The sequence below is a fragment of the Ekhidna sp. genome, assembly GCF_965247405.1.
In the GTDB taxonomy this organism is placed as follows: Bacteria; Bacteroidota; Bacteroidia; order Cytophagales; family Cyclobacteriaceae; genus Ekhidna.
The window spans coordinates 71,834-97,834 of record NZ_OZ252014.1; the positions used below are offsets into that span (position 1 = coordinate 71,834).

24 protein-coding genes are annotated in these 26,001 nt (G+C 41.3%); 5 read left to right on the forward strand and 19 right to left on the reverse strand.

From position 1 onward, the window contains the following. The 8 genes from ACP14Y_RS00360 to ACP14Y_RS00395 form a co-directional block, all read right to left on the reverse strand. Positions 1 to 651, reverse strand: a complete 651-nt coding sequence (locus ACP14Y_RS00360) for a SanA/YdcF family protein (RefSeq protein ID WP_424960983.1) — start codon at positions 649 to 651, stop codon at positions 1 to 3. Next, the gene (locus tag ACP14Y_RS00365) at positions 648 to 1,307 is read right to left on the reverse strand and encodes a TrmH family RNA methyltransferase (RefSeq protein WP_424960984.1); all 660 of its coding nucleotides are present in this window, start codon (positions 1,305 to 1,307) and stop codon (positions 648 to 650) included. The genes ACP14Y_RS00360 and ACP14Y_RS00365 overlap by 4 nt, the downstream gene beginning before the upstream one ends. After that, positions 1,307 to 3,898 carry a DNA gyrase/topoisomerase IV subunit A gene (locus tag ACP14Y_RS00370; protein ID WP_424960985.1) on the reverse strand — a complete coding sequence of 864 codons (2,592 nt, stop codon included), beginning with the start codon at positions 3,896 to 3,898 and terminating at the stop codon, positions 1,307 to 1,309. The genes ACP14Y_RS00365 and ACP14Y_RS00370 overlap by 1 nt, the downstream gene beginning before the upstream one ends. Continuing rightward, entirely contained in the window at positions 3,899 to 4,216 is a 318-nt protein-coding gene (locus ACP14Y_RS00375) for a hypothetical protein (protein WP_424960986.1), read from the reverse strand. Then, positions 4,209 to 4,835 carry a SatD family protein gene (locus tag ACP14Y_RS00380; protein WP_424960987.1) on the reverse strand — a complete coding sequence of 209 codons (627 nt, stop codon included), beginning with the start codon at positions 4,833 to 4,835 and terminating at the stop codon, positions 4,209 to 4,211. Before ACP14Y_RS00380 ends, ACP14Y_RS00375 begins: the two co-directional genes overlap by 8 nt. 63 nt (positions 4,836 to 4,898) lie before the next feature. Next, the gene (locus tag ACP14Y_RS00385; RefSeq protein WP_424960988.1) at positions 4,899 to 5,384 is read right to left on the reverse strand and encodes a hypothetical protein; all 486 of its coding nucleotides are present in this window, start codon (positions 5,382 to 5,384) and stop codon (positions 4,899 to 4,901) included. Then, on the reverse strand, positions 5,384 to 7,261 hold the full coding sequence (locus ACP14Y_RS00390; protein WP_424960989.1) for a DNA topoisomerase IV subunit B: 1,878 nt from the start codon (positions 7,259 to 7,261) through the stop codon (positions 5,384 to 5,386). Before ACP14Y_RS00390 ends, ACP14Y_RS00385 begins: the two co-directional genes overlap by 1 nt. 142 nt (positions 7,262 to 7,403) lie before the next feature. Beyond that, a complete protein-coding gene (locus tag ACP14Y_RS00395; RefSeq protein WP_424960990.1) occupies positions 7,404 to 7,820 on the reverse strand; it encodes a hypothetical protein in 417 nt (138 codons plus the stop codon). A 59-nt stretch (positions 7,821 to 7,879) separates the two neighbouring features. On the opposite strand from ACP14Y_RS00395, the gene ACP14Y_RS00400 reads away from it, so the two are divergent. Then, positions 7,880 to 9,088, forward strand: a complete 1,209-nt coding sequence (locus ACP14Y_RS00400) for a sterol desaturase family protein (protein ID WP_424960991.1) — start codon at positions 7,880 to 7,882, stop codon at positions 9,086 to 9,088. A 244-nt stretch (positions 9,089 to 9,332) separates the two neighbouring features. Here ACP14Y_RS00400 and ACP14Y_RS00405 read toward each other — a convergent pair whose 3' ends face one another. The 5 genes from ACP14Y_RS00405 to ACP14Y_RS00425 all read right to left on the reverse strand — a co-directional run bounded on the left by ACP14Y_RS00405 (position 9,333) and on the right by ACP14Y_RS00425 (position 14,148). Beyond that, the gene (locus ACP14Y_RS00405; RefSeq protein ID WP_424960992.1) at positions 9,333 to 9,851 is read right to left on the reverse strand and encodes an SRPBCC family protein; all 519 of its coding nucleotides are present in this window, start codon (positions 9,849 to 9,851) and stop codon (positions 9,333 to 9,335) included. 17 nt (positions 9,852 to 9,868) lie between these two features. Next, positions 9,869 to 10,309, reverse strand: coding sequence for an SRPBCC family protein (locus ACP14Y_RS00410; protein WP_424960993.1), 441 nt, complete (start codon positions 10,307 to 10,309; stop codon positions 9,869 to 9,871). A 7-nt stretch (positions 10,310 to 10,316) separates the two neighbouring features. After that, positions 10,317 to 10,628: an ArsR/SmtB family transcription factor gene (locus ACP14Y_RS00415; RefSeq protein ID WP_424960994.1), complete on the reverse strand. Its 312-nt coding sequence runs from the start codon at positions 10,626 to 10,628 to the stop codon at positions 10,317 to 10,319. A 557-nt stretch (positions 10,629 to 11,185) separates the two neighbouring features. Next, positions 11,186 to 13,825: an ABC transporter permease gene (locus ACP14Y_RS00420; RefSeq protein WP_424960995.1), complete on the reverse strand. Its 2,640-nt coding sequence runs from the start codon at positions 13,823 to 13,825 to the stop codon at positions 11,186 to 11,188. Then, positions 13,822 to 14,148, reverse strand: a complete 327-nt coding sequence (locus ACP14Y_RS00425; RefSeq protein ID WP_424960996.1) for a PadR family transcriptional regulator — start codon at positions 14,146 to 14,148, stop codon at positions 13,822 to 13,824. Before ACP14Y_RS00425 ends, ACP14Y_RS00420 begins: the two co-directional genes overlap by 4 nt. Before the next feature lie 916 nt (positions 14,149 to 15,064). Between ACP14Y_RS00425 and mnmE the strand changes: the two genes are divergently transcribed. Further along, complete coding sequence (gene mnmE / locus ACP14Y_RS00430) at positions 15,065 to 16,429, forward strand: tRNA uridine-5-carboxymethylaminomethyl(34) synthesis GTPase MnmE (protein ID WP_424960997.1); 1,365 nt, start codon at positions 15,065 to 15,067, stop codon at positions 16,427 to 16,429. A gap of 89 nt (positions 16,430 to 16,518) precedes the next feature. Here mnmE and ACP14Y_RS00435 read toward each other — a convergent pair whose 3' ends face one another. Continuing rightward, positions 16,519 to 17,307, reverse strand: coding sequence for an FISUMP domain-containing protein (locus ACP14Y_RS00435; protein ID WP_424960998.1), 789 nt, complete (start codon positions 17,305 to 17,307; stop codon positions 16,519 to 16,521). 135 nt (positions 17,308 to 17,442) lie between these two features. Between ACP14Y_RS00435 and ACP14Y_RS00440 the strand changes: the two genes are divergently transcribed. Next, the gene (locus ACP14Y_RS00440) at positions 17,443 to 18,216 is read left to right on the forward strand and encodes a LuxR C-terminal-related transcriptional regulator (RefSeq protein ID WP_424960999.1); all 774 of its coding nucleotides are present in this window, start codon (positions 17,443 to 17,445) and stop codon (positions 18,214 to 18,216) included. Between the two features lie 193 nt (positions 18,217 to 18,409). Here the strand turns inward: ACP14Y_RS00440 and ACP14Y_RS00445 are convergent, their stop codons facing one another. Together ACP14Y_RS00445 and ACP14Y_RS00450 are read right to left on the reverse strand one after the other, a co-directional pair. Next, positions 18,410 to 19,498: a pentapeptide repeat-containing protein gene (locus ACP14Y_RS00445; RefSeq protein WP_424961000.1), complete on the reverse strand. Its 1,089-nt coding sequence runs from the start codon at positions 19,496 to 19,498 to the stop codon at positions 18,410 to 18,412. Positions 19,499 to 19,704: 206 nt separating this feature from the next. Further along, positions 19,705 to 19,887, reverse strand: a complete 183-nt coding sequence (locus ACP14Y_RS00450) for a hypothetical protein (RefSeq protein WP_424961001.1) — start codon at positions 19,885 to 19,887, stop codon at positions 19,705 to 19,707. Between the two features lie 342 nt (positions 19,888 to 20,229). Between ACP14Y_RS00450 and ACP14Y_RS00455 the strand changes: the two genes are divergently transcribed. Continuing rightward, positions 20,230 to 20,853 carry a hypothetical protein gene (locus ACP14Y_RS00455; protein ID WP_424961002.1) on the forward strand — a complete coding sequence of 208 codons (624 nt, stop codon included), beginning with the start codon at positions 20,230 to 20,232 and terminating at the stop codon, positions 20,851 to 20,853. Next, positions 20,840 to 21,604, forward strand: coding sequence for a toll/interleukin-1 receptor domain-containing protein (locus ACP14Y_RS00460; RefSeq protein ID WP_424961003.1), 765 nt, complete (start codon positions 20,840 to 20,842; stop codon positions 21,602 to 21,604). The genes ACP14Y_RS00455 and ACP14Y_RS00460 overlap by 14 nt, the downstream gene beginning before the upstream one ends. A 10-nt stretch (positions 21,605 to 21,614) precedes the next feature. Here the strand turns inward: ACP14Y_RS00460 and ACP14Y_RS00465 are convergent, their stop codons facing one another. The 3 genes from ACP14Y_RS00465 to ACP14Y_RS00475 all read right to left on the reverse strand — a co-directional run bounded on the left by ACP14Y_RS00465 (position 21,615) and on the right by ACP14Y_RS00475 (position 25,994). Next, on the reverse strand, positions 21,615 to 21,890 hold the full coding sequence (locus tag ACP14Y_RS00465; protein WP_424961004.1) for a hypothetical protein: 276 nt from the start codon (positions 21,888 to 21,890) through the stop codon (positions 21,615 to 21,617). A gap of 263 nt (positions 21,891 to 22,153) precedes the next feature. Then, a complete protein-coding gene (locus ACP14Y_RS00470; RefSeq protein WP_424961005.1) occupies positions 22,154 to 23,452 on the reverse strand; it encodes an McrC family protein in 1,299 nt (432 codons plus the stop codon). After that, positions 23,442 to 25,994 (reverse strand): AAA family ATPase, encoded by a 2,553-nt coding sequence (locus ACP14Y_RS00475; RefSeq protein ID WP_424961006.1) that lies wholly within the window; start codon positions 25,992 to 25,994, stop codon positions 23,442 to 23,444. Before ACP14Y_RS00475 ends, ACP14Y_RS00470 begins: the two co-directional genes overlap by 11 nt. Positions 25,995 to 26,001 lie beyond the last annotated feature (7 nt).

A 26,001-nucleotide genomic window follows, 5' to 3' on the forward strand; every position in this document is an offset into this window, starting at 1 on the left:
CTAATCTGCTATAGGGAGCGTTACTTCTTCTCCTAAATATTTTGGTTTCCGTTGCAATACGTATAGGTCAAGCACAGCAATCGTTCGAGCCAGTACCTCTCTGAGAGCGAGTGTGTTCCCTATCGGTCCTCCATCATCAGCAGAAACTGCTACGGCATCCATATCAAAATACCTGGCTATAAACAGCGAGCGGTAGCAATGAAACTCCTGAGTCACGATCGTGACCTCACTTTGTCCAAATACCTCTTTACAGCGGATCACAGAGTCCAGCGTTCTCAACCCTGCAAAATCCAGAGAAACATCGGTCTCGGGGATGTTTAAGTCACCCAGCGCGTGCAGCATATCCCTGGGCTCATTGTAGTACCTGGTTCGATTGTCCCCGCTCACGAGTATGTGCTGGATCTTACTATCCAGATGGAGGCTTGCTGCTGTCTCCATTCGTTCTACAAAAAACCGATTTGGTTTTCCTTCAGAAGTTCTTTTGCTTGTTCCAAGCACTAAGGCTACCTTATTTGTGGGCACTTGCAGTGGATCATAAATCAACTCTTTTGTGGATTGAACGACCCAGATATTCGTACCCAGAATAAAAAGAAAAAGTGTGATTGAGGTCCAAATTCCCAGGCGGAGAAGTTTGCGCGGTGTTATTCTCATATTTCCACTCCTTTCGTTTTCAGTATCAAATCAGCCTCTCTAACGATTTTTCGATACCACTCTGATCTCAGAGCGAGCTTTTCCTGATCCTCCAATGGCGGCCACTCCTTCAATCTAGTTTTTAAAACCGTCAGACAGATGGCTGCACTAACGGAGAGGTTAAAACTTTCAGTAAATCCCTGCATCGGGATATGAACAAATCCGTCTGCCTTTTCCCCTGCTTCTTCACTGATTCCATCTGCTTCAGTGCCAAAAACAATGGCTGTTTTTTTGGAAGGATCTATGTCTTCAATCGATCGGGAGGTCTCATGAAGGGATGTGGCATAAATCTGATAGCCTGACGCCTTCAAATGATCGTAACAAGCATCTATGTTATTGCGTGCTTTGGTATGATGATGCATGGTCACCCACTTTGCTGCCCCCTGCGTAATTCCGGGGTTTACCGAATAGCTGTTCTTGTTTTTGATAAAATGTAAATCCTGAATACCCATGCATTCGGCAGTCCTCAGTACTGCACTCACATTGTTTGGCTTATCGATATCCTCAAAGACCAACGTGATATGTCTGGTTCGTTTTTCCAACACACGCTCAACATGAGCTTGTTTATTTTCAGAAACAAACTCCTCCAGAATATCGATGGCCTGTTGATGATCCATTACTCTTTCTTTTCGCCGAACAAGCCTAGCTGATTCTCCTCTTCTTCTACCTCGCTTTTTATGGTATTCTTAATCTCATCAAGGTCAATGGTGTTTTCCTTTGGCTTCTCTTCTTTAATCAAGCCAACGGAGATCACATTCTGGACTGGTAGCTTATTGCCAATCGCTCGCCACCCTTTGATGTCTATCAGATTCATCAGGTCAAGCTTCTTTTTCTCATGCTTGCGACCATCCTTGTATGTAACTTCTACATCGGTATCAATGCCCTTGGAGATAAATACAAGTTTCGAGCTTCTTGCTTCTGTAACGAATGAGAACTTCTTATTAGGCGTATTGGTCTCGATAATGAATCGCTTCACAAAGTACGTTTTGGATTCTCCATCGTAATGGATGGCATTGAAAGATGAATCCTGGTCCAATTTGTAGATCCCCATCAGACTGTTGAAATCATAATGGTTGGTCAATTCAAAAGAAGTGGTCTCATAGGTGCCGTCTTTGTAGAAGGCAACCACCTGATCTTCTGACATAAAATTACCCAGCAATGCTCCACGCTCTTCTCTATTTAAGCGGCCAACCGTAGGATCGTACCAGATATCCACCCCACCAAGAGTAGATCTCCCCTCTTCTTTAAGCGCGACTTTTCTTACCGGGTATTTGGTGAGTATGTTACCCCCGGCTCCTCTTCCCTTGATCTCAAGATCTGCGAAATCAAAATCAAAAACTTTCTTTCGTGCCTTGCTAGCCTGAGTCAGTGATACGGTCACGATCTCCGCTTCACCATTAGGATTAGCCGTGAAGTAATGCACCTTGGAGCCTTTGCTCTTTTTGGTTAGATCATACTCCCGATCCCTGGTCACAGAAAGAACCTGGAATCGCTTCACATACGTGTTGCCAGACTTGCTATCTACATAGGCCATGTTATAGACCATGCGTTCGTCATTCTTCTTGAAGACGCCCGTATACAGGATGTCTTTACCCACGAAAACCTTATCCTGAATTTTCGTTACCACGCATTTACCATCCTTGGTGAAGGAGATAATGTCATCAATATCTGAACAGTCACATACAAACTCATCTTTCTTCAGTCCATAGCCAATGAATCCGTCTTTACGGTTAACATAAAGCTTTGCGTTGTTTGCAGCAACCACCGTCACATTGATGGTATCAAAGTTGGTGATCTCTGTTTTTCGCTCACGTCCTTTGCCATATTTATTCAGGAGGTTCTGATAATACTCTATGGTAAATTCAGTGAGGTTATCCAGGTGGTAATTCACCTTTTCGATCTTCTCCTGCAACTCTCTAATCTGCGCTTCTACCTTGCTGGTGTCAAATCGAGTAATGCTACTCAATGGTTTATCAATCAGCTTCTTATAGTCTTCATTGGTGATCTCACGATAAAACTGATCAAAGAAAGGTGTGAACAAGGTGTCCAGCACTTCATAGCACTTCTGCAAATCACCGGAGTTTTCATAGTCCGGATGCTTGTACATCCCTTCGTTGATGAAAATCTTCAACAGGTCACTAAAGAAGATTTTTTCTTTCAGCTCTGCTTTTTCGATCTCCAGTTCATGCCGTAGCAAGTCAAGGGTCTGATCCACCGATTGCTTCAGAATCTCACTGATACCGATGAAATGAGGCTTATCATTAATAATGACACAGGCATTGGGTGAGATGGATACCTCACAATCCGTGAATGCATATAAGGCATCCATCGTAATATCAGGAGAAGTGCCAGGAGCAAGATTTACGAGGATTTCTATGTCCTTAGCGGTGTTGTCAATCACTTGTTTCACTTTGATCTTGCCTTTGTCGTTCGCCTTGACAATCGATTCAATGAGTGATGTAGTGGTAGTTCCGTACGGAATGTCTTTGATGACAAGTGTCTTGCTGTCTCTTTCCTCGATGGTGGCTCGTACGCGAACTTTGCCCCCGCGCTTTCCATCGTTGTAGTCTGTGACGTCTATCTTGCCTCCCGTCTGAAAATCAGGAAGTAATTTGACTTTCTTGCCTTTCAGTGTGGCAATACACCCTTCCAGGATCTCACAGAAGTTGTGAGGCAGCATCTTCGTGGAAAGTCCTACGGCTATTCCTTCCACGCCCTGAGCCAGCAGCAATGGAAACTTAACCGGGAAGGTGACAGGCTCTTTCTTACGCCCATCGTAGGAAAGTTGCCACTCAGTTGTTTGTGGATTGAAGACTACCTCTAAAGCAAATTTTGAAAGGCGTGCCTCGATGTATCTGGGGGCAGCTGCTGAATCACCTGTACGCACATCCCCCCAGTTTCCCTGCGTGTCAATTAGCAGGTCTTTTTGGCCAAGGTTTACAATGGCATCTCCAATCGAAGCATCCCCGTGCGGATGGTACTGCATGGCGCTACCGATGATGTTGGCTACCTTATTGTACCTTCCATCATCCATTTCCTTCATGGCATGCAGAATCCTACGTTGTACCGGCTTCAATCCATCATTGATAGCAGGAACCGCTCGTTCCAGAATTACATACGAAGCATAATCCAGAAACCAGTTTTCATACATTCCGGAAATTGGAATTACATCATGAATCTCTTCCTCGTTTTCGTGTTCTTCTCCCATTTAGAAACAATATTGACTTGTTAGGTAATAACCAATTACTATTAAAACTGAGACTAAATTTCCTACCAAGAAATAGTCGTTTGATATCTTATCATCGTCCTTCAGGCGAGTGGCGATTTTTAGAGCTCCAAAGAAAGCCAATCCCTGAGGTAAATCCACGAGCAAAATGATGAATAAAAATGCCCGCTCCAATGCTCCTCGCAATACACTGCTAAGCGTCAACTTCCGCTTAAACATCAACGTCACCAAGTAGAAGACCAGCAAAGCACCCAGCTCTCCTACAACGAATATGGCGATATCTATCTGATGCTTATCCATTGATCAAGTGATGAAGTAAGTCTTTACACATTAAGTATTCGTCTATGGCCAAACTTCTTCTTCTACGCCATAACGTTGATTCGTCTTTCTGATGAATCTTTGCCAGGGCCTTATAATCATGCCCCTGCAAGAAACCAGATACCGTACTGCGGTCTTTCGGATGCCAGCTATCGATGAAATGCTGAGTTACTTTCATCATCTTATTGATCACTGTGGATGACTTGGTGGAAACATAAAAGCGCGCAGTGTCCTTCTTCATTTCGTTAAGTCTTTTTCTTGCGTTGGTCAATCCTGATCCCAGCATCTCATAAGCCTTATCCGGATTGACAGGCGTCTCTACCACACCTTCATAGAGCACATATCTTAATTTGAAGTCAAATTCTTCCTCTAAAATGTACTCCTCCATGGCCAGGATGATATCTATTCCCACTGACGCAGAAGCCACAATGCCCTGAAATTCATCACCAAGTGTGATGGTCAGTGGCGACTCAATTGACTCATTGTAAATCTTATTGGTGTAGCTCACAAGCATCTGAAAATCAGCCATAAGTGACTTTCCGTCCTTCTCATGACTATCCACCACATCCGCCATCAATATGAAACGCTTTTTTGCTTCCATAACGCAAGATCTAATTTATTGTATTTATTTTACAAAAAATCATTTTTTGCATAATTTATACAATTAATTACTCGGTAAAGAGCGATCAGAACCTATTTGTTCTTTGTATTCCCGATGTGCTTTTCGTACATATGAACGAATCCGGTTCAATTCAGCGTCTATTCGCTTATAATTGAAAGGATACCAAATAGATGGCTTACAAATCACCTCATTCCCAAACTGATCATGATGATAGAGCTTGAATTTATATAATCCGTCCATGCTAACTATTTCAATATCTTTTACCTGATGAAAAGGTATTTGTACATCATACCCTTCCTCTCTCACATAGAGACTTTCTTTATCGTATGAAACTTCCTTAATTTTTGAATGTGTCTCATTAAAAAACTTTCTGATAATAAAAATCACAAATACACCATATACGATCACACCCCATACCCCAGCAATGTTTGCCCCCATTATAAGGTACACTCCGCCTCCCAATAGCATTAATACAAGAGTTGCAACTTTATAGGCCTTAATCGCTTTTGTAGTCAGAGTGTGTTCCATCAGGCAGCTTCTACTTCTTTCTCTACTTCCTCAACCAGGTCTTTTTCTACTCGCAGCTTGTCAATAATGAATTGCTGCCGATCCGGAGTATTCTTGCCCATGTAGAAGGTCAGCAAGTCCTGAATACTGGTGTCTTTTTGTAGAATCACCGGATCCAGGCGTATATCATCACCAATGAACGCCGCAAACTCATCCGGGCTGATCTCTCCCAAACCTTTAAATCGGGTGATCTCTGGTTTGCTTCCAAGTTTCGCTATGGCGTTCCTTCGCTCCTCTTCCGAGTAGCAATAGATGGTTTCCTTCTTATTTCTAACCCTGAATAATGGTGTATCCAGAATGAAGATGTGATTATTTCTTACCAGTTCCGGGAAAAATTGAAGGAAATACGTCAATAACAGCAACCGGATATGCATCCCGTCTACATCGGCATCTGTGGCGATCACAATCTTACGATATCGCAATCCTTCCAGCCCATCCTCAATGTTTAAGGCATGCTGTAGCAGGTTAAACTCTTCGTTTTCATACACCACCTTCTTGGTATGTCCGAAGCAATTAAATGGCTTACCTCGTAACGAGAATACTGCCTGAGTCTGCACATTCCGTGATTTAGTGATCGACCCACTGGCTGAATCCCCCTCAGTAATGAAGATCATGGTTTCATCCTTGATGGTATCATCCCCTTTTTTGTCGTTGAAGTGGATTCTGCAATCCCGTAGCTTCTTATTATGCAAATTGGCTTTCTTGGCCCGCTCATTGGCCAGCTTCTTAATCCCAGCGATTTCTTTGCGCTCGCGCTCGGATTGCTGAATACGCTTCAATAAAGCCTCAGCAGTATCGGAATTTCGATGCAGGAAATTATCAAGCTCCGTCTTTATAAAGTCATTGACAAACGTACGCATGGTTGGACCATCCGGACCTACACTCTGTGAACCCAGTTTCGTTTTGGTCTGGCTTTCAAAAACCGGCTCCTGAACCCTGACTGCAATTGCACCTATGATTGCGGATCGGACATCTGCAGCATCGAAGGTTTTTCCATAAAATTCTCTCACGGTTTTAACAATGGCCTCTCTGAAAGCTGCTAAATGCGTACCTCCCTGGGTGGTGTATTGTCCGTTGACAAACGAATAATATTCTTCTCCATATTGATTGGCATGCGTAAGTGCTACTTCAATATCATCTCCTTTCAAATGGATGATTGGATAACGAATATTTTCTACATCCGCCTTTCGGGTAAGCAGGTCTTTCAGTCCATTTTCTGAGTGATATTTTTTACCATTCAGTACAATGGTCAATCCTGAATTCAGATAGGCATAGTTCCACATCAGATTGTCCAGGTATTCCGGAATGAAGTGGTAGTTTTTAAATACTGAATCGTCAGGTTCAAAAATGATCTGCGTCCCATTGCGACCCTCTGCTTTTAGCACCTTTGCATCATTGGTGATCTCTCCTCTTTCAAACTCTGCAATCTTCGTTTCTCCATCCCGATAGCTCTGCACCTTGAAGTAATTGGAGAGTGCATTGACTGCCTTGGTACCTACTCCATTCAAACCGACAGATTTTTGGAAAGCTCCTGAATCGTATTTACCACCGGTGTTGATTTTGCTCACACAATCCACCACCTTACCCAACGGAATTCCACGACCGTAATCTCGTACTGTCACCCGATGATCCGTCACCTTCACTTCGATGGTTCGACCATGCCCCATCATGTGTTCATCAATGCTGTTGTCGATGATCTCTTTCACCAACACATAGATCCCGTCATCCGGTGAGCTGCCGTCTCCCAGCTTACCTATATACATTCCAGGTCTTAATCGGATGTGCTCTTTCCAGTCGAGTGACTTAATACTATCCTCGGTATATATCGCTTCAGCCATGCAACAAAATCGTTAAATATGATTTAATATTCACTAATCCAAAGTAATTATAAAAATCCAATACTTACACGTAACAACCTAACATTATCAGGTAGCTATACTTGAAATAAGTCAATTTAAAAAGCTGATATTGAGTGCTTTGCTACTTATTTTTTACGAATAAAAAAATCAGGCCGATTACCCAAATTATCAGCAGAGTGGGTCCGAGGTATGATAGATAAGCGTAGCTCTCGGGGCTGATGTGATTAGTATTGTTGAGGACACCAATGAACCCTACCATGGTTGTCAGGTAGAAGTTTACGATAAAGACAATGGATCTGATCCAGGAGGAGATCTCCTCTTTTAAATGCCTGGTTCCAAGATTGGTGGTCACTCTAAGTAGAATGTTGATGACCATAAAAGCACCAAAGAAATAGTAAAAGAAGTTTTGCTTATGCAGCTGACCTACTTCATCAATTCCTAAATCAACAGCGATGGGCAGATAGGCATAAACCAATAAAAAAATCGCTGAAAATAGCAGGACAGAAATTCGATTGAGGACTTTGATCGCTTTTATCATAAGCGCAAATCTAAACAGCGTGAGAAAAGAATTGTTAGACCATATCATTAATTTTGAATATGGACTTTAACCCGGTTATTCTTTCTATCCCCCTCTACTTTACCCTCATCGGGTTTGAGCTCATCTACCAGTTGGTAAAAAAGGTAAAGGTATATCGAACCAACGATGCAATTTCCAATATCAGCTGCGGCATATCCTCGCAAGTAACCAACGCATTGTGGGGGGTGTTATCCATTGCCATGTATCAGTATATCTACGAGTACTGGTCCATCGCCACCATTCCAAATGCTTGGTGGAGTTACCTGCTCTTGTTTCTTTTGGTTGACCTGATGTATTATTGGTTTCACCGAGCCAGCCATGAGATCAACTTCTTATGGAACACCGCCCATGTGGTGCATCATCAAAGTGAAGATTATAATCTATCAGTAGCCCTTCGACAAGCTTCCTTTGGAGGGGCGTTTGCAATGGTATTCTACTTACCCTTAGCGCTGCTAGGGTTCAACACCTATGCATTTTTGACGGTGAAAGGAATAAACCTTATTTATCAATTCTGGATCCACACCGAAGCGATTGAAAAGCTTCCAAGGTGGTTTGAGTACGTTTTTAACACCCCTTCGCACCACCGTGTGCACCATGGGCGAAACCCTAAATACATCGATAAGAATCACGCCGGAACACTGATGATCTGGGATCGTATGTTTGGGACTTTCCAGCAAGAGGAAGAAAAGCCAACATACGGCGTAACCAAGCCTACCAACACGTGGAATCCGGTTTGGGCCAATGTCGTACCTATCGTTGACATGACCAATCAGGTGAAGGCTACCCCAGGCTTCTGGAATAAATTGAAAGTCTTGTTCTACAAGCCCGGCTGGCAACCAATAGAACTGGGAGGCTATCAGATGGCCCCAGAAGTGGACAAGCAGACCTATCGAAAGTTTGATGTGCATCCGCACATGCCCATGATCCGGTATGTTTTTGTGCAGTTTGTGCTGGTGCTCTCGTTTACCGCCTATTTTCTATTCACGTCAGGCAATTATGACGTGTATACCAAACTCACCATGGCAGGCTTCATTATGTGGTCCATTGCACAGCTGGGTATTTTAATGGAAAATAGAAAGAACTGGATTCCAATGGAGTTCATAAGGCTCGTTGCAACTGCTGCTTTGATAGTGTTCCTCATTGAATCGGCAATGGCTATCACTTTTGCTGGCGGATTCATGCTGTTATTCGGAATCTGGTTTTATTTTGCATCAAGGAAGACGAAGTGAAATCTTATCAAGGAATTGCATAGTGCAATTAGTCATCACCCCCTTACCCACTCAAGGGGGAAAACTTCTGAAACGCTCACCACCCAATCGCTGGCACGGCGATACCTGGCAAAATCCCTTGCCGGTTTGAGGCATAATGTATATGGTTCAATTCACCCCCTAGCCCCCTAAAGGGGGAATACTCTTAAATACTTTCTTTCATTGCTAGGCAGAATGATGAAGCAACCTCATCTCATTTAAAGAATCAAATCATCTGTTCGTATTCTTCTTCCATCTTAGAATGAGCAGTCCAAAACGCCTTAGGATCCTTTTTGCTCAATCGGTCTTGCAGGATATCCAGATGCGTATGCCACCCGGCAAACGTTCCGATGCGAGCGTCTCGATCTCTTTTCAGGTTGGAATGAGTAAGAGTCAGCTTAACCTGATCTCCCTGCTCTTCCAGCTTAAAGGTCACCTCTCCTCCTTCCCAGCCGATAACCAGTAGATGAGGTTCGTTATAGGTCAAAACATCAGCCATGGAAGTCATTCCACCTTCCAGGTCTTTGTACTTTTCCGGAATAACTTCTTCTTCAGGAGATAAAAGGTCATGATTGAATTGATATTCTACTTTCCCACCAGGAACCGTATCCATTGGCCCTCCGGCAAACCATAAGGCTCGCTTTTCTCCATCAGTCAGGTATTCCCAAACCCGTTCGATCGGGCCAGGCAATAAGCGTTCAAATTGTAACGTGTGATCTTCAATGAGTTTTCCGTATTTATCCATAAGGGTAATTATTAAGTTTATGATCTATTCTCAAATGGGATAATATGACCTTCCTCCACATATTTCTTGAGGCCGTTCAATAACATAGCCCAGCAAAAGGAAGCGATTTTGAAGTGATTATTACATTGCTGCCATCCTGCATGCCAAAAACTAAGGGATACCTGCCCTTCATCCTGTGCCAGGTCAAAGCCAAAAGTGGTAGGCTCCCAATCCTCATCGGAATGTGTCATTTTAATATGAAATGATTTTCCGGTTTCACAGCTGACCACTTCCCCGAACCAATCGTACTCCTCTCCAAAATAGAAGTTATATTCTTTTCCTTTTTGAGGACTACCTGAACACTTCAGTGGCCACCAGTTTATTAAATGATCCGGATTGGAGACTGCATCAAATACATGATCTAATGATGATTTTATTACCAGGTTGTGATATATCGTATGTCCGCTATTGGAAGTCATGGCCTGCTTATTTTGAATCTTTTTTTAATAACTCCTCTAACTTATCCAGACGAGTATTCCAGAATCGTCGATACTGATGCACCCATAATGCAATCTCCCCCAACCGATCCAGGTTGGCATGGCAATAGCGTTCCCTGCCTTGCTTCACCGTAGAAACCAATCCGCATTCTTTAAGGATTTTCACATGCTTCGACACAGCCGGCCTGCTCATCTGAAAGTTATCGGCCAACTCATTCACGTTTCGCGGGTGTTCAGATAGGATGTCTAATATTCCTCTCCGGGTGGGATCTGCTACTGCCTGAAATACATCTCGTCGCATAATTGGAAACCTTTTGGTTACAAGTATACTAAAAAGAAACCAAATGGTTACGTTTTTTAAAGAGATTTTAAAATCACCTCCTAACAGAAACGGTGGATCGCCCCTTAAGAGTAGAGTCATTCCGAATTGAGCGAAGCGAATTCCTGAATTAAATTAGATGTCATCCTGAACTTGTCTGACAGCAAGGCAGGCACAGTGAAGGATCTATCTAGTTTGATCGGGACACCTATCACCCCCTAACCCCCTAAAGGAGGAATATATAAGAGTCATACTGAACTTGTTTCAGCATCTTCAATATCCTAACCAAATACCATCATTCAAGGTCTGATACAACTCATCGAATTAAATAACCTGACATCTCCTCCGGCCGGAGTGGCCAATTGATTGAGCGCAGCGAATTCCTGATTCAATCTTAGAATGTCATCCTGAGTGAAGCGAAGGATCTTTGCAAGAGTCACCCCCTAACCCCCTAAAGGGGGAATAGGCTCTCACAGAAAAAGCGAAAACTAATGTATCGGTAAGAAGTAATCCCGGCAAACAGCCGGGAAAACCTTGATTCACTCCTGTCTCAAACTATCTACAGGATTCATCAATGAGGCTTTGATGGTTTGAAAACTGATTGCTAATCCTCCAATTATCAATACAAAACAAGTGGCTAGAATAAAACTCCACGCATTAACAGAAGTCCGCTCAGCGAAATTCTGTAGCCAATAATCAATTGCAAAGTACGCCACTGGCCATGATACCAATGTTCCAATCAGTGTAGTACGTAACATACTATTAGACAATAGCCAAACGAGTGTGGCAGTGCTTGCTCCCAATACTTTACGAATTCCTACTTCCTGCCTACGGGTTGATATATTGAATGAAATGAGCCCAACCAATCCTAGACAAGCAATTAAAATAGACAATGAGGCTAAAACAAGAAATATCTTAGCAGTGGCTTCTTCGTTTTGATATAGCTTTTCGTATTCTTCGTCCATGAAGAAATACTGAAACGGGTGATCATTTGTATAGCCCGCCCATAGTTCATCGATACGTTCAATGGTCTTCCTTACGTCTTGATCACTAGTCAGTCGAATGCTGACATACTGTGGAGATTCATCCATTAGCAGCTCCATTGATACCGGCAATACAGGTTGATGAAGCGATTCAACATGATAATCTTTTACCACGCCGATGATCGTCAAAGTTTCGTCCATGTGCCAGGGTGAGGTTAATTTTTGACCAACAGGGTTATCATGCCCCAAAGTTCGAGCAGCAGTTTCATTGATTACCACTGAATGAATGTCTGTTTGCTTATATTCATCGGTGAAAAAACGACCAGCCACTAACTCAATGTTCATCACCTTTAAATAATCCTGATCGACCAGGTTATTTGGGAACAAATATGTTTCTCCTTTATCCGAGGGACGGTATGATCGAATATCATACCCCTTTCCAGGCAAGGTCTTGGTATGTGACACCTGCTGGACATTGCTCATTGCGCTTAATTCATCTTCAAATGTCTCCAGGTGATTCTGAAGCGCATCAGGACGCCTAATAACCATCACTTGCTCTTTATCAAAGCCCAGATTCTTGGTTAGCATATAGTCGATCTGATTGTACACGGCTAATGTTATGATGATGATTACTATGGAAGCAGCGAACTGAATGACAACCAGCCCGTTTCTAAGCCAACCTGAGGTACCTACCGGTGATAAGGTATTCTTCATGGCCCAAATCGGACTAAATCTGGAAAGTACGAGCGCAGGATATGTGCCAGACAGGATTCCGACTATGATCGAAAAGATAATAAGCGCTACAGGTCCCCAAGTACTGGAGAGGATACCGAACGCCAGCTCTTTCTGTAAAATCAATTCAAATGATGGCTGTAGTGTGTTGGAAAGGAAAGCTGCTAATATCCCAGCAGAAAGTGCCAACAAGACCGATTCAAAAATGAACTGCTTTACCAGTAGTGACCAACTAGAGCCCATCACCTTGCGGATACCCACTTCTCTGGCTCGTGTCGCTGACTGAGCAGTAGCCATATTCACATAATTGAAGATGGCAATAAATAGAATGATGAAGCCAATAACGGCATAAATGTATATGTAGGACAGATTACCTACAGGTGTTAGTTCCTTCGTAAAATCAGATTTAAGATGGATGTCTTTCAATGAAATGAGCTCATACCCTACCCAGTTGCCGGAAGCCTCCCACTCACCGATAGTTTGACCCGTATAGTATTCAATCTGGGGAGCCATGTGAGTGTAAAAGATATCACGCATATTTTCTTTCAAGTCTTTAACATCAGTCCCCTCATTTAGCAACAAGTACGTGTGGGCACTATTTCCAATCCAGTTGTTGCCTTTGTCTACATCCGGTAGTGAACTAAGGGAGGCCAACATATCAAACTGAATGTGTGAGTTGGGTGGCGGATCAGCGACTATTCCGGTTATGATATAAAATGACGAATCCGTATCAAGCTGGATTTGCTTCCCTACAGCTGACTCATCACCAAAGAATTTATCAGCATACGATTTGGTGAGAACAAGTGATCGCGGGTGTTTGAGGACTTCCTTAAACTTTCCATCAATCATGTGGAAATCGAAAACCTCAAAAAACGAAGGATCTACATAAAAAAGGCCATCTTCTATGAATTTACGATCACCTTCTTTCAGCAAAATTGGATCACTTGGAACGATTCTCACAGCATTGTTAACAGATGCATAATCGTTGAGCACTACTGATGCCAGTGGCGCACTTGCATGTGCCTCTCTGTTTCGCTTGCCATTGATCACTGCCACATTACTGACACGGTAGATCTGTTCATATTTTGAATGAAACCGATCATAGCTGAGCTCATTTATGATAAACAAAGCGATCAGCGTAAAACTGATCAGCCCAATGGTTAGTCCTGTGAGATTAGTAAGGAAGTAGCGCTTATTCCTAGCGAAGTTCCTGATTGAAGTAAAGTAGAAATTTTTAAACATAGCAATATTTGAGTTTGACCTTGATTGTTTGAATGCAAATGGACGGACGGCACTAAATACATCCAGGAAATAATGGAGGGCTGCTTTGAATCGTCCATTTCGTTCAATACGAAGGTGATACAGTTCCTCCAAGTCACCCTGAAGAAATTCCAGCACCTTTTCTGAGCAAAACCACTGAAGGAGTTTTCGGGCGAGTTTGGGAGGATTTGGTTGACTGCTCATGGGCTGGTATTCAGATTTAGTCCCGGCACCTCTTTCGAGAATGCCATCCGTAGCTCATTGGCTTCTTCCAGTACTTTGATTCCATGTGAAGTGAGACGGTAGTACTTCTTTCGTCTTCCCCCTCTTTCACTGGTAGCTCCACCTTCAGATGCCTCGAGGTAGCCCTTTTCCTCCAATCGGTACAGCGCAGAATGCAGCGCTCCAATACTTGGATTCTTCTTGGTCTTATCTTTCAGGGTTTCCTTGATGGTGACGCCATAAGCATCTTCGCCCAGCACCCCTACAGCCAGCAATACCAATTCTTCAAAAGCTCCAAGTTTCATATTAGTCCTATTTATTTCCTATTTACAAAACAAATATAAACTTATTTATTTCCTATTTACAAATGAAATTGAAAATACTTGCCAGGACATCTCACTTCCTTGCCATTTAAGGGAAGAATGATTCTCGTTCTTTTACGTCATTGAGAGGTAGGCACGACTGAAGCAATCTCAAAATTGAGCGCAGCGAATTCCTGATTCAATCTTAGGATGTCATCCTGAGTGAAGCGAAGGATCTTTGCAAGAGTCACCCCCTAGCCGCCTCATGGTGGAATCTATATGAGTTATTGTGAACTTGTTTCATCATCTTCAATATCTTAACCATATACCATCATTCTAATAACCTACATCTCCTCCGGCCGGGAGGCCCTTCATTTTGCCTTGATGCAAAACGAAGCAAAAGATCAAGGCTGTAAATCATTCACGAAAAAAATGAATTAATCACTTACGTAAAACCAAACCTCACCTCCTTCGTCGGCTCAAACAGTGGTTTTCCATATGACCATGCTTTTGTTCATTTTTTCTACTCGTTCATGATTTAAGGCCTTAGGATTTTCCCTCTGCCGCTGGCAATAATGCCCTCCCACTTTTCGTCGGAACGGCGAACCCGACAAAATCACGGGGTAGGCCTTAGGAAAGGCCGGGATTTGATTTTGTCTAGATTTTTTCTACACTTTTTTATCAATGAAAAAAGTGTAAGCCCCCGCGGCTTGAGCGGAACAAATCAAACTTAGCATGTCATCCTGATCTACAGTCAATGATCTCCTTCAAATCACCCCCTTACCCCCTCAAGGGGGAACACCTCCCTTTATAACCCTTGATTTTTGTCTACCGACACGCGTAGTGTTTTTATCAAGAAAAAGTTGAAGCCTCCGCGGCTTGAGCGGAAAAGAAATAGCACCTAGTTACTTTTGCACCCATGTCTCACATCAACGACACCATCACAGCGCTGGCAACTCCTCCCGGACAGGGGGCACTGGGAATTATTCGCGTTTCCGGTACTGAAACAATCCCGATTGTAAACGGACTGTTTAAGGGGAAAGATCTGACCAAAGTAGCTTCCCACACCATCCATCTGGGGACCATACGGGACGATGAAAACACGATCATAGATGAGGTGTTGGTATCCATTTTTAAAGGTCCTCACTCCTACACCAAAGAGGATGTGATTGAGATCTCCAGCCATGGCTCGCAGTACATCCTTCAAAAGATCCTGAACCTGCTGGTGAGCAAGGGCGCCCGATTAGCTAAGCCCGGAGAGTTTACCCAAAAAGCCTTTCTGAATGGACGCTTTGACCTGGCACAGGCGGAAGCAGTCGCTGACCTGATAGCATCAGAGAATGCCAGCATGCAACAAACAGCAATGAAACAGATGCGTGGGGGCTTTAGTGATGAAATCAAGAACCTGCGTGAACAGTTGGTGCACTTTGCTTCTATGATTGAGCTGGAGCTCGACTTTGCTGAGGAAGATGTGGAGTTTGCCGACCGACAGGGATTGATTGACCTGATCAATAAGATTCAGACGTTGATTCAATCGCTCATTGCCAGCTTTGAATATGGAAACGCCATCAAAAACGGCATCCCTACGGTTATTGCAGGTAAACCCAACGCCGGGAAGTCTACCCTGCTAAACGCCCTGCTCAATGAAGAAAAGGCCATTGTCTCTGATGTAGCAGGTACGACAAGAGACTTTATAGAGGATCAGATTTACATCGACGGTATCGCCTTTCGATTTATCGACACTGCTGGTATTCGTGAAACAGAAGATCAGGTGGAAAGCATTGGGGTGAAGCGAACACTGGAAAAAATGAAGCAGGCCAGCATGGTGATCTATATGATAGACCTGGCCAACGATACCGTTCAGGATATCCGGGAGCAGATCAAAGGGCTGAAGGCATCTGAGGTACCCTACCTGGTGGTAGGCAACAAAGAAGATGAGGCAAAAGCAGAATTGAGAGCGGCTATTGAAGATGAATCTCCCGTATTGATTTCAGCCAAAAGCAAAACCCATCTGGATGAATTGAAGGACCGACTGAAATTGTTCGTACAGGAGACCAAAAGCTCCAGCGATGTAATCGTGACCAATGCCCGGCACCTTCAAAGCCTCCAGCAAACCGACGAGGCGCTAAATCGTGTGATTGAGGGGATAAACATGCAGATGAGCAACGACCTGGTGGCCCAGGACATCCGCTCTGCCCTTTTCCACTTAGGAGAGATCACCGGTGAAGTAACCACCGATGATCTGCTGGAGAATATCTTTTCGAAGTTTTGTATCGGGAAGTAACTTCCCAAACAACCGATAAGAACCCCTAAACAAACCTAAAATACAGCTTAAGGAAGTGTGATTAAGAGGTATTGTCACATACTTCTTGATCACCGAATGCATCGCACCTTCAATCCTGTACCCAGTGCAGAGTTTCTTGAAGTAGGGCTGGGAATACTTAATGGTGTAACTGAAACAATGTCCGCATACTCACCACTTGACCTCAAAGAAGAAGACCACCAGCTTACATACGCTGCTCTATGTTCATCACAGTCTATTAGCTTATCATAATAAATTGTTCCATCAAGCAAAATTCTGGGTCCAGGTACGGCTGCAAATCCATAATCATCTGTGCCATTTCCTACCTCAACAGTGGCTCCTGGTTCTGAACAGTCAAAATTGAGAATCTCATTTGGCCATCCGCTTTCACTCATCAATGCTTGAGCGCCAGGATGGAATTCAAAACTAACTCCGGGAGTAACGGGGTGTTGTTCGAAAATATATGCACCCAATGTTTCCCACTCCTCTCTGGATGGAATCCTCCAACCCATCGGTGCAAGCCCACGGCTATCATCTACCGCATGCCAGTTGTAGTATACACCTTTACTGGCATTGGCATCATTAAAGTTCTGATAGCACCAGGCCGGAATTCCAGCTGTGCCTGCACTTTGCCATTCTAAGGCATTGGTAGCTTTGAGGATCACATCTCCATTCCTAAAAACCGTATCAGTCAGGTCACGGTTTGCCCACGTCTGTTCACCAATCACAACATCCTCCAGCGGTAGTGGAGTTTCTTCATCCGCCAGCTCCTCCACATCATCGGGTGATGGATCATCGGATTCAGTGCATTTCACAAAAAATAGAGACAATAGTAGTAGTACGAATAATTTGTTTTTCATACGGGCAAGTATAGAATTCACACAATCGATATCAAATACCTATTTAGGAGTATATTTGAATATCCCCTAGCTGTTATTTTTATCAAATTCTTGATTTAATTAGATCAATACACAGACTTTTAATTGTGACGTTCGATGAAGGAGAAAGAGCAGGTGCTGTCTTTTTGGAAGCAGTTTAGCGATGAGGGCAATGATCCCGTAACAACACCCGATTTATCTGTTTTAGACCAAATAGCGGGGTACTTTTCACCCGGAAGTTATTATTACTACTTAATGAACTTCCCGAAGTTCAAAATGGAAATGGTGAGCCATGATTATAACAGGCTTACGGGCCTCTCCAGCGAAACGTTTTCTGTAGCTCAGTGGCTCGAACCTATTCACCCGGACGATGTACCTCATGTCCAAAATTGTGAAAAGGTGGCTGGCGAGTTTTTGTTTGACTTTTTATCGCCAAGCGATATAACCTCTTACAAGGTCAGCTATACCTACCGAATGAAAACAGCTAGTGGTGGATATAGAAATGTACTGCATCAGGCTGTAGCGCTAAACCTCACTCCCAGCCAGTCTATAGGTCATGTGTTGGGGATAGAAGCCGATATCGAACACATTGCTTCGGTACCTAAAAACACCATATCCTTTATTCACCTAACTGGTGGGAAAAGCTTTCTAAATATTAGCACAAGTAATCCAAACTTCATAGCGGATATGGAGACCTACCCCAACATTACTAAGCAGGAAGCCAATATCCTGAAGCTGGTGTCCTTTGGGTTATCCAATGAAGAAATAGGCGATCGGCTCTTTATCTCTGCTCACACGGTAAAAACGCACCGGGCAAACATCCTGAAAAAAGAAGGTAAGCCAAACATGACGGCCGTAATAAGCGATTATATTAGAAAAGGCATTATATAACTTTTCATCCCCTTTTCCCTCACCCCCCCCCTTTTGTTAAAAGGTATTGACTTTTGTTAACGCTTACAAGTACCCTTGTAAGCATCTATTTTCAATATTTTGGAAGGTGAATATACCTGCTAGGCTTTGTATTGGACGTGTACACTGAAAGCACAAACGGATCGGGTCGCGTAGATGCTTGCGCTAGTGGGATTCATAAACACTGCCCAATTGATCCGGCAGCACACTGCTTACCATCTGGAAATTGAGCGCCGCTTAAGTTAGCTCGTTCAAATACTGTCTCATTGATTGATGCATTCAGAAGAATTGCACCAGACAGATCGGCTGATAGAAATACACACTTATCCAAATTACACTCTGAAAAATCCGATCGACTCAAGTGCGAACTGAAAATATCAGAATCTGATAGATTACTCTTTGCAAAAGTTGTATCATAGGCCTTCAGCCCCATTAAATTACTATTTGACATCTCTGCCTGTAAGAACTCCACTTGTTCGAAAGTTGCATTCTGAAATGTGGGACGATTTATAAACTCTGTCTGAGGAAACTTACATTTCAAGAGCTTACTCTGAGTAAAATTCACATCTCCAAGCTTTGCTAGCCCAAAATTCAAATCCCTAAAGTGATTATTTCGACTGTTTGGATAACTATCTATTTTATCAATGTTAGCCATCGTGAAATCAGATTCAATCCATGCGTATTCAGCAATGGGTGAGTTCTCAATTTTTAGATGATGGCATCTGGACTGATAACAATGAGACTTCACAATTTCAGAATTTAAGAGGGAGCCACTACCCCAGTCAGCTTTCGTAAAAGCTAAATACCTGAATTTGGAATTAACGATTTCCATGCCAATGCAATTGAGCCTATGGTGATACCCTTCAAAATAAAATTGATCAAAATCACAATCTATAAACTTGGTCTTTATTAGATAGGTAGGATCACCAGGCGTGTCAGAGCCATCCCTATCTGTAAATTTTGTTGCATCAAACTCATCCGGAATCTCGCGCCTTGGATTAGAGCAATTCTCAAAAACGGAATGAGAAGCATTCGTCGAGACAAACCTTACTCCAAACAACTTGACATCTTTAAAAATGCAGAATGAAATATTTGTCTTCGTAAACTTGGCACCAGAAAGGTCTCCGGTAAATCGAAGACCAATTAGATCCTCTCCGGTAAATATCAATTGCTTCTTGTGCCAACGAATAGGATCGGCCAACCAATCCTGGTGATCCTCAATCATTTTATTTAATTGATTCTGAGTGATTTTTCCTATCTCCATTTTCTAGTTTTGATTATTTCAATTGTTACAATCTAATGAACCACCGTGCATGTGACAAAATACAGTCCTTCGGGATTGCCAAACTTGTACTTCTCAGACATGACCTAAAGATAGAAACTTCTGTTGCACGCGTTGCAAACGCGCCTCTCACTGGCGCAAACGTCCGCTTGTGCCCATGCTGAATCGCGATCCAGCCTGCACGTGCCTTATTCAATCATATTTACATCCAATAATCCTTTGCTTCCGGAATTATCTAAGGCACTGCTCCAATTCCAGTGTTCGGGCTCTGATACAAAACCTGAAACGACCGGATTCATATGAAGGTAGTCCAGCTTTTGATCCAGCAAGACGTTATCGCTAAGTTCTATTGACTGATTGTGTTGCCACAATATACTTTCTGCTCACACAATGAAAATACACGTTCCTTTCTAAATGTACAAGACGGTAAGTTTTAATACGCATGTACCAACCTCGACTGTATTAAGTACAAGCGGATCGGGTCGCGTAGACGCTTGCGCTAGTGGGGGGTGATCTCCGGATATAATAAATTCATTCTCCACTACAACTTCCCGGGTTTCTCAACAGGAGAAGTAAGACCTAACAGAGGTCCTGGACGAAGAGAAGTAGGACATGGTAACCTCACTTGAAGAAAAATGATATTTGTAAATGACTTTCAACTAATGGTTCAATTAGATAAATTGAAGTAACTTATTTTATTCAATAGATCGATAATGAAAGAGAATGAATTAGAAATTTACTATGACCACTATAAAGATACATTTCAGTATTTAAGAAAATATATTGATCAAAGAGAGAAAATCTTCCTGTTTAACATAATTACGATCTTTCTTATGATCGTAATTTCTCAAAATTTAGCTATTGCAACTACAATTACTGAAGATGTTACAGCATCTAAACTAGGTTTAAAATCAATGACAATTGATCCCAATCTAGTGAGCTCAGTATTGTTGTTTGTTTTTTTAAGTTTGGTGATAAGATATTATCAACTAAATATCTTAATTAATCGGCAGTATAAGTACATTCATGATATTGAAAATAATCTATCCAATATTTTAACAGAAACTAAAATCCTTAGAGAAAGTAAAGGATACCTAAGTAATTACCCAATTGTGCTTAGCATAATTCATTGGATATACTCACTTATTATTCCTCTTGTGATCATCTTGACAAGTATTATTAAATATGTCGTTGAACTCGAAATACTCAAAGAGAATCAGGGCTCATTATATTTAATATTAAATACAACATTTACAATCTTGATAGTTGTACTTTCAACGATGTATCTTATTTGGCTTCATTTCAAAGACTTCACAAAACAAGATGTCAAAAGCTAGTGTTTTTATAAGTTATAGTCGTGCAGATACAGATTGGCTAAAGCAGGTCGATCTTTATCTTAAGCAACTTAAACATCAGCATGAATTTGAGTTTTGGGATGATACCAAAATAAAACCTGGTGAAGAATGGAAGCTGAAGATAAACGAGTATATTGATAACTGTCAAGTTGCTCTCTTACTTGTAAGTGCAAATTTTTTAGCATCAGAATTTATCAACAATGAAGAAGTGCCTGAAATTTTACGTAAGGCTAAAAAGAAAGGGGTAAAAATTTTCACTCTTGTCATTGACATCTGCAATTTTGACGATCACTCTCCTCTGTATAAATATCATTGTCTTAACAAACCTGACTATCCAATTGAAGAAATGCCTGAGATTGATAAGAAAAAGCTTCTTGTTAAGATGGCTAGACAAATTAGGGATGCACTGCAGCCGTCTTCAAATGATAGCTATATTGACGAAAAGGTGATGTCTGTATTGGTTTTAGCTGCCCTAGCACGAAATAGAGATACTGAATTTTCAATTAAAAAATTGCAATCAGAATTAAATGTGGTTAATGGGCTTGAGATTAGAAGAAAACACATCTATTCTATCCTTAACATGCTTGAAAAAGAAAAATTCATCATTAAGATTAAGAAAAACCCTACAAAAAAAGAAAAATCCTCCGCTTTCTGGAGGATTTCTCAACTCGGTTTTTCTATTTCTTCTGAATTCACAAATTCCTATCTCTCTATATCAAATAAAACCAAGTAAAACGGCCAGGTTACTCCTGTTTCGCGTCTGGAGCGAGACGAACCGTTGACCATAAAGTGCTCTCAATCAAAACTTTTCTAATCCATTGTCTGAAATAACTTATCAGACCAATAAGATTAAAACCAGTTTTTCTCGAGTAATCCAATCCATGATTGTTTAAGACCTGCTTCTTTACCTCTTGAATGACTCCAGTTGGAGGAGGTACATGAAGACCGCTTAAAAAACTGAATTGATTCATCACCAATGGTTTTCGGTCAAAGAAATCGTCCATTACAAAATTTACCATTTTACTAGTTTATTAATTAAACTTCTTTTAAAACGCCACCTTTTTGTTGAAGGTTGCGGTAAAAATAGCAAACATCATGCCATGTGTATTATATTCTTTCCGATAGATTGTAAAAAGCCATAGTATAGATTGTATAAACAAGAAATAGTAAAATTTTTCTCAAGCAGCCTAGATTGACTAAATAGTCTTTTGAAAGGAAATATGAGGATAGAAATTCTCTTCTAATAGACAAGCGGAGACTTGCGCTAGCTGGGGAGGAAGTCTCAGATTGTACAGCTAAATTTCAAACTTTCAACTATCTCCTCACCAATATCCACCCTCAATTGCTTCTCGTCATCGATGAGATCTGCAAACATCAAACCACACGACATTTCTGTAAACCTATCCTGATCAGCATGCTTCTGCGGCTTGTAGAAATCTCCCTGCTCAATAACCACAGATTTTTTATCTAGCCGATTTGGATACAATAGGTATCCTGAATTAGACTCAAAGTAATGCTGATAGGCATAGAGTTGACGAACATCTTCTATTGATACTCCGGATTGGAATTTCCACTTAGTGTCAATTATTGTTGTTTCTCCATCCATCTTTAGTACGATATCCGGTTTCAACCTCAAGTTCCAATTATCCTCATGATGCCAGAAGAGTTTTTTCGCTTGTGCTAATACTTCACCTCTATCCCTTACTGCGCGCCTAAGTGACCATGTGATAAATGACTCCCAAAGCAGGTTCATATCAAACATAATAGCCAGGATTTGATTGCTCCCACCCTTCAGATCAGGATGATAGTTAAGCAAAATGATTCGAGCTAGCTCCAACGCTCTTCTATATCCATCAGTCTTCCTATCGTATTGCAAACGTGCGAAAAGCTTTTCATCAATCTTTACAGGGGTACAATCAGGGAAGTAAAGCAAAAGTGCTTGAGCTTCTTTTGTTAACCCTATACTTCCAATATTACAGATACACTCTAATGCCGCCTTGATTATGTAATTAAACACATTGTCACGGTTATACACCTGATGTGCAACATAGAATCGTTCCGCATGGACGGCATTCTTAGTTACTTGTTGATGAACTAAGAGTTTCCCTTTTAGTGCTGACTGATTACCAATGTTTGTCCGATACTTTTTAACCAATCCTCTGTGAATAAGCCTTTGTGCTTCCTTTAAGAAGAGCGATAGATATGTTTCTAAAACCGAATGCTGACGAATAGTGATATCAGCTTTAGTCGTCGTTTTTGCTTCTACCTGAATGCTAATAAGCAGCATCTTCAATAAAACAGACTGCCAGTCTCCTTCATTCAGCTGTTCATGCTTATCTGTTTTGGGAAGCACCTCAATGGATAAGTCTCCCACTTTTATGACACCAACAAACTGATTAAATCGGATTGAATTTACGTAGAGTGAATAATAGGGAGCTTTGGGATGTTTGGTTAAATAGTTTGCGAGTAATTTGTAGTGGCGTTCCTCAAATTCATGTAGCCTTCCCTCTCTTCCGCAATAGCTTTCCCCAACTTTAATTTTGGAATGCTCATAAACAAATATGGTTTTATTACTTGCCAATCGTTTGTTTAATTGCTGCTAAGACATCAAAATTTTCATCAATTGTTTTGAGTCGATATTGATCCTCTTCATTTATTTCTTCACTAGAAACAGGAAAGGAAACTTTTGGTATTTTCTCCATAAATCCATCGCCTAACACCAAACGAATCTTACTGTAATCATTATAGAAATATTCTTTTAATAATGGAATTATGTTTTTCTTAAATGTCTCCTTCAATTCCTCAATGCTAAAGACCTCCATAAAATAGCTATGGCCAATTTGATGATCCTCGTCCTTCAAAAACGAAATTCTAGCATTAATTGCCTCAAGCAATATCCTAAAGCTAAAACCTCCTTCGAAATAGATTAGCTCTTTAACACGTTCATAATAGTAGGAGAAAGTGAAATCTTCCGGCAAGTCATCTCCCACTTCGGTATACGTAACTTCTGATTGACTGCTTTTGAATTTTAGCCCTAATAATTCACGAATATCCTTTTCATGTTTTTCATAGATTGAAACAGCCCCATAATATCTCCCCATTTTTTGCCTCCAAAACCGATACATAACCTGGTAAGAGTCTAACAAATCTGGATTTGGATGGATTTCCTCAAAAACAAACCTTCTTCGCAATGCAGCATCCAATGCTTCAACACTCCGGTCGGCTGTATTCATAGTTCCCAAAAGATATAGGTTAGGAGGAATAGAGAACTTCTCTTTGCTGTAAGGCAGTGTGACTGTCAGAGCCTCATTCTTTCCTGCACGTTTTCCCTCTTCGATGAGTGTTATTAATTCACCGAAAACTTGCGAAACATTACCTCTATTAATTTCATCAATAATTAGAACGAACTTCTTGGCTCCATCAAGTAGCTCATGAAATGGCTTATCCTTTTGAAGAATAGCTGATTCCCAAGAATCGATTAATTCCTCATATGAGTATCGATCCTGATCAAATGGTTCCAAGTCAGTCTCTTCAGTTAGGTTTTCCTTTATAAAGTCATGAAATGACTTATATACAGCATAGTAAACAGATAGATTATGTTTAAAAAATGGCTTAAATGACTCCTTAAGACTAGTGATTTCATTCGGATTTAACCCTCCTTGATAAAGTTGAAAAAGCTTATCCTTCGTTACCGAAAATGGCTGGGTAGCCTCTATTCCCTTTTCTTTATTAAACCATTTAAACTTTACAATTATTGATGTTTTTTTAATGTCCATGAGTAATATCTCATGTCCATACATTGTATGAAATACAGGGTTACCAGTTCCAATCTCAGGCCTCAATGAATCTAAGTAATCGTCATATATCGAATCAAGTGTCTTCTCATCGGAATCCGATGACTTAAGCTCTTCTGGACTGAGCATACTGAGAAATGCCTCTTTACAAATTCTTTTAAAAAGTCCATCCTGAATTGGATATGTGATCATTTGCTCCTTCTCGACAGGCTTCAACCCTTCAATAAAGTCTTCATAGCTCAAACTTTGATGAAAGGTGGTGAACACGATTTGTCCCTCCCTCTGTAATACATCAAAGCGCTCTTTAACTATATCCCGACTCTGACTCAAGTCAAACTTTGGGTCACAAATAGCTATTGCTCTGTTGATTGTATTGTAGGTCTTTCCAGTTCCTGGAGGTCCATAAAGGATTGCATTAAGATTGGGTTTATTTTCCATCTCATTAGCAGGTTTAATGTTTAAGTCTTCAGCATCAATTTCTAATTCCTGTATAGACTCTATTAACTCATAATACTTTGAAGTCAGTTTTTGTACTGACTCCTTACCAAATTCAATGAGATTTTCCCAGTTATCACTAGCAGAAAAATCTTTGAAAAGGACGATAGTTGAATTATCGTAATCACCTCGAAAAACTTCGTAGTGTTTTCTTACAGGATCATTTTCACCTAAATGAACTGTATCGATTTTTACCACAAATCTGTAATTTTCATCCAAACCAAGAGTAATGGCCACTTTGCGATATTCCTTTAACTCCTTGCTAGGATAAAGCTGACTCCATAAATAACCATCAAACTTATTGGCCTGACTGGTTGGCCTTTTACGAATACTCCACGCACCATAATCGAATGTCAATGAGTCTACTTCTTTAGTCCAAAACTCCAGTTTTTCATATGCCTTTGAGAGCTTATTATAAGCCTCATGGTGTTCATCAACTTCCTCCTTTTTTTGTCCTTGATACTCTTTAAGAAGCTCAAACTCTTCTTCCAAAAAGAAATCTTTGAAATACTTCAGGTGTATGTCCTTTACAGGTTTTGATTGTTCTAACCCCCCTGTTTCATTCTTGGGTAGTATCTCAAATCCATGTGACTTCAAAAAATCAAAAGAGGCGGTAGACTCACCACCCTGAAACTCCTTATGAGAAATGAAATTGCCATCAGCGAAGTAGCCAGCAAGAGAAAGGATATATTTAGGTGGATAGGCTTTTCGATTGTAAATCAGATCGTAAGAACTCGATTTTCGATTGGTTGGGTATCCTTCTTCATCAATTCGCTCAATGGCTTGGAGGATATTGTCTTTTGAAATCTTTTCGAAAAGAGCTAATTGTTCCATGATTCCA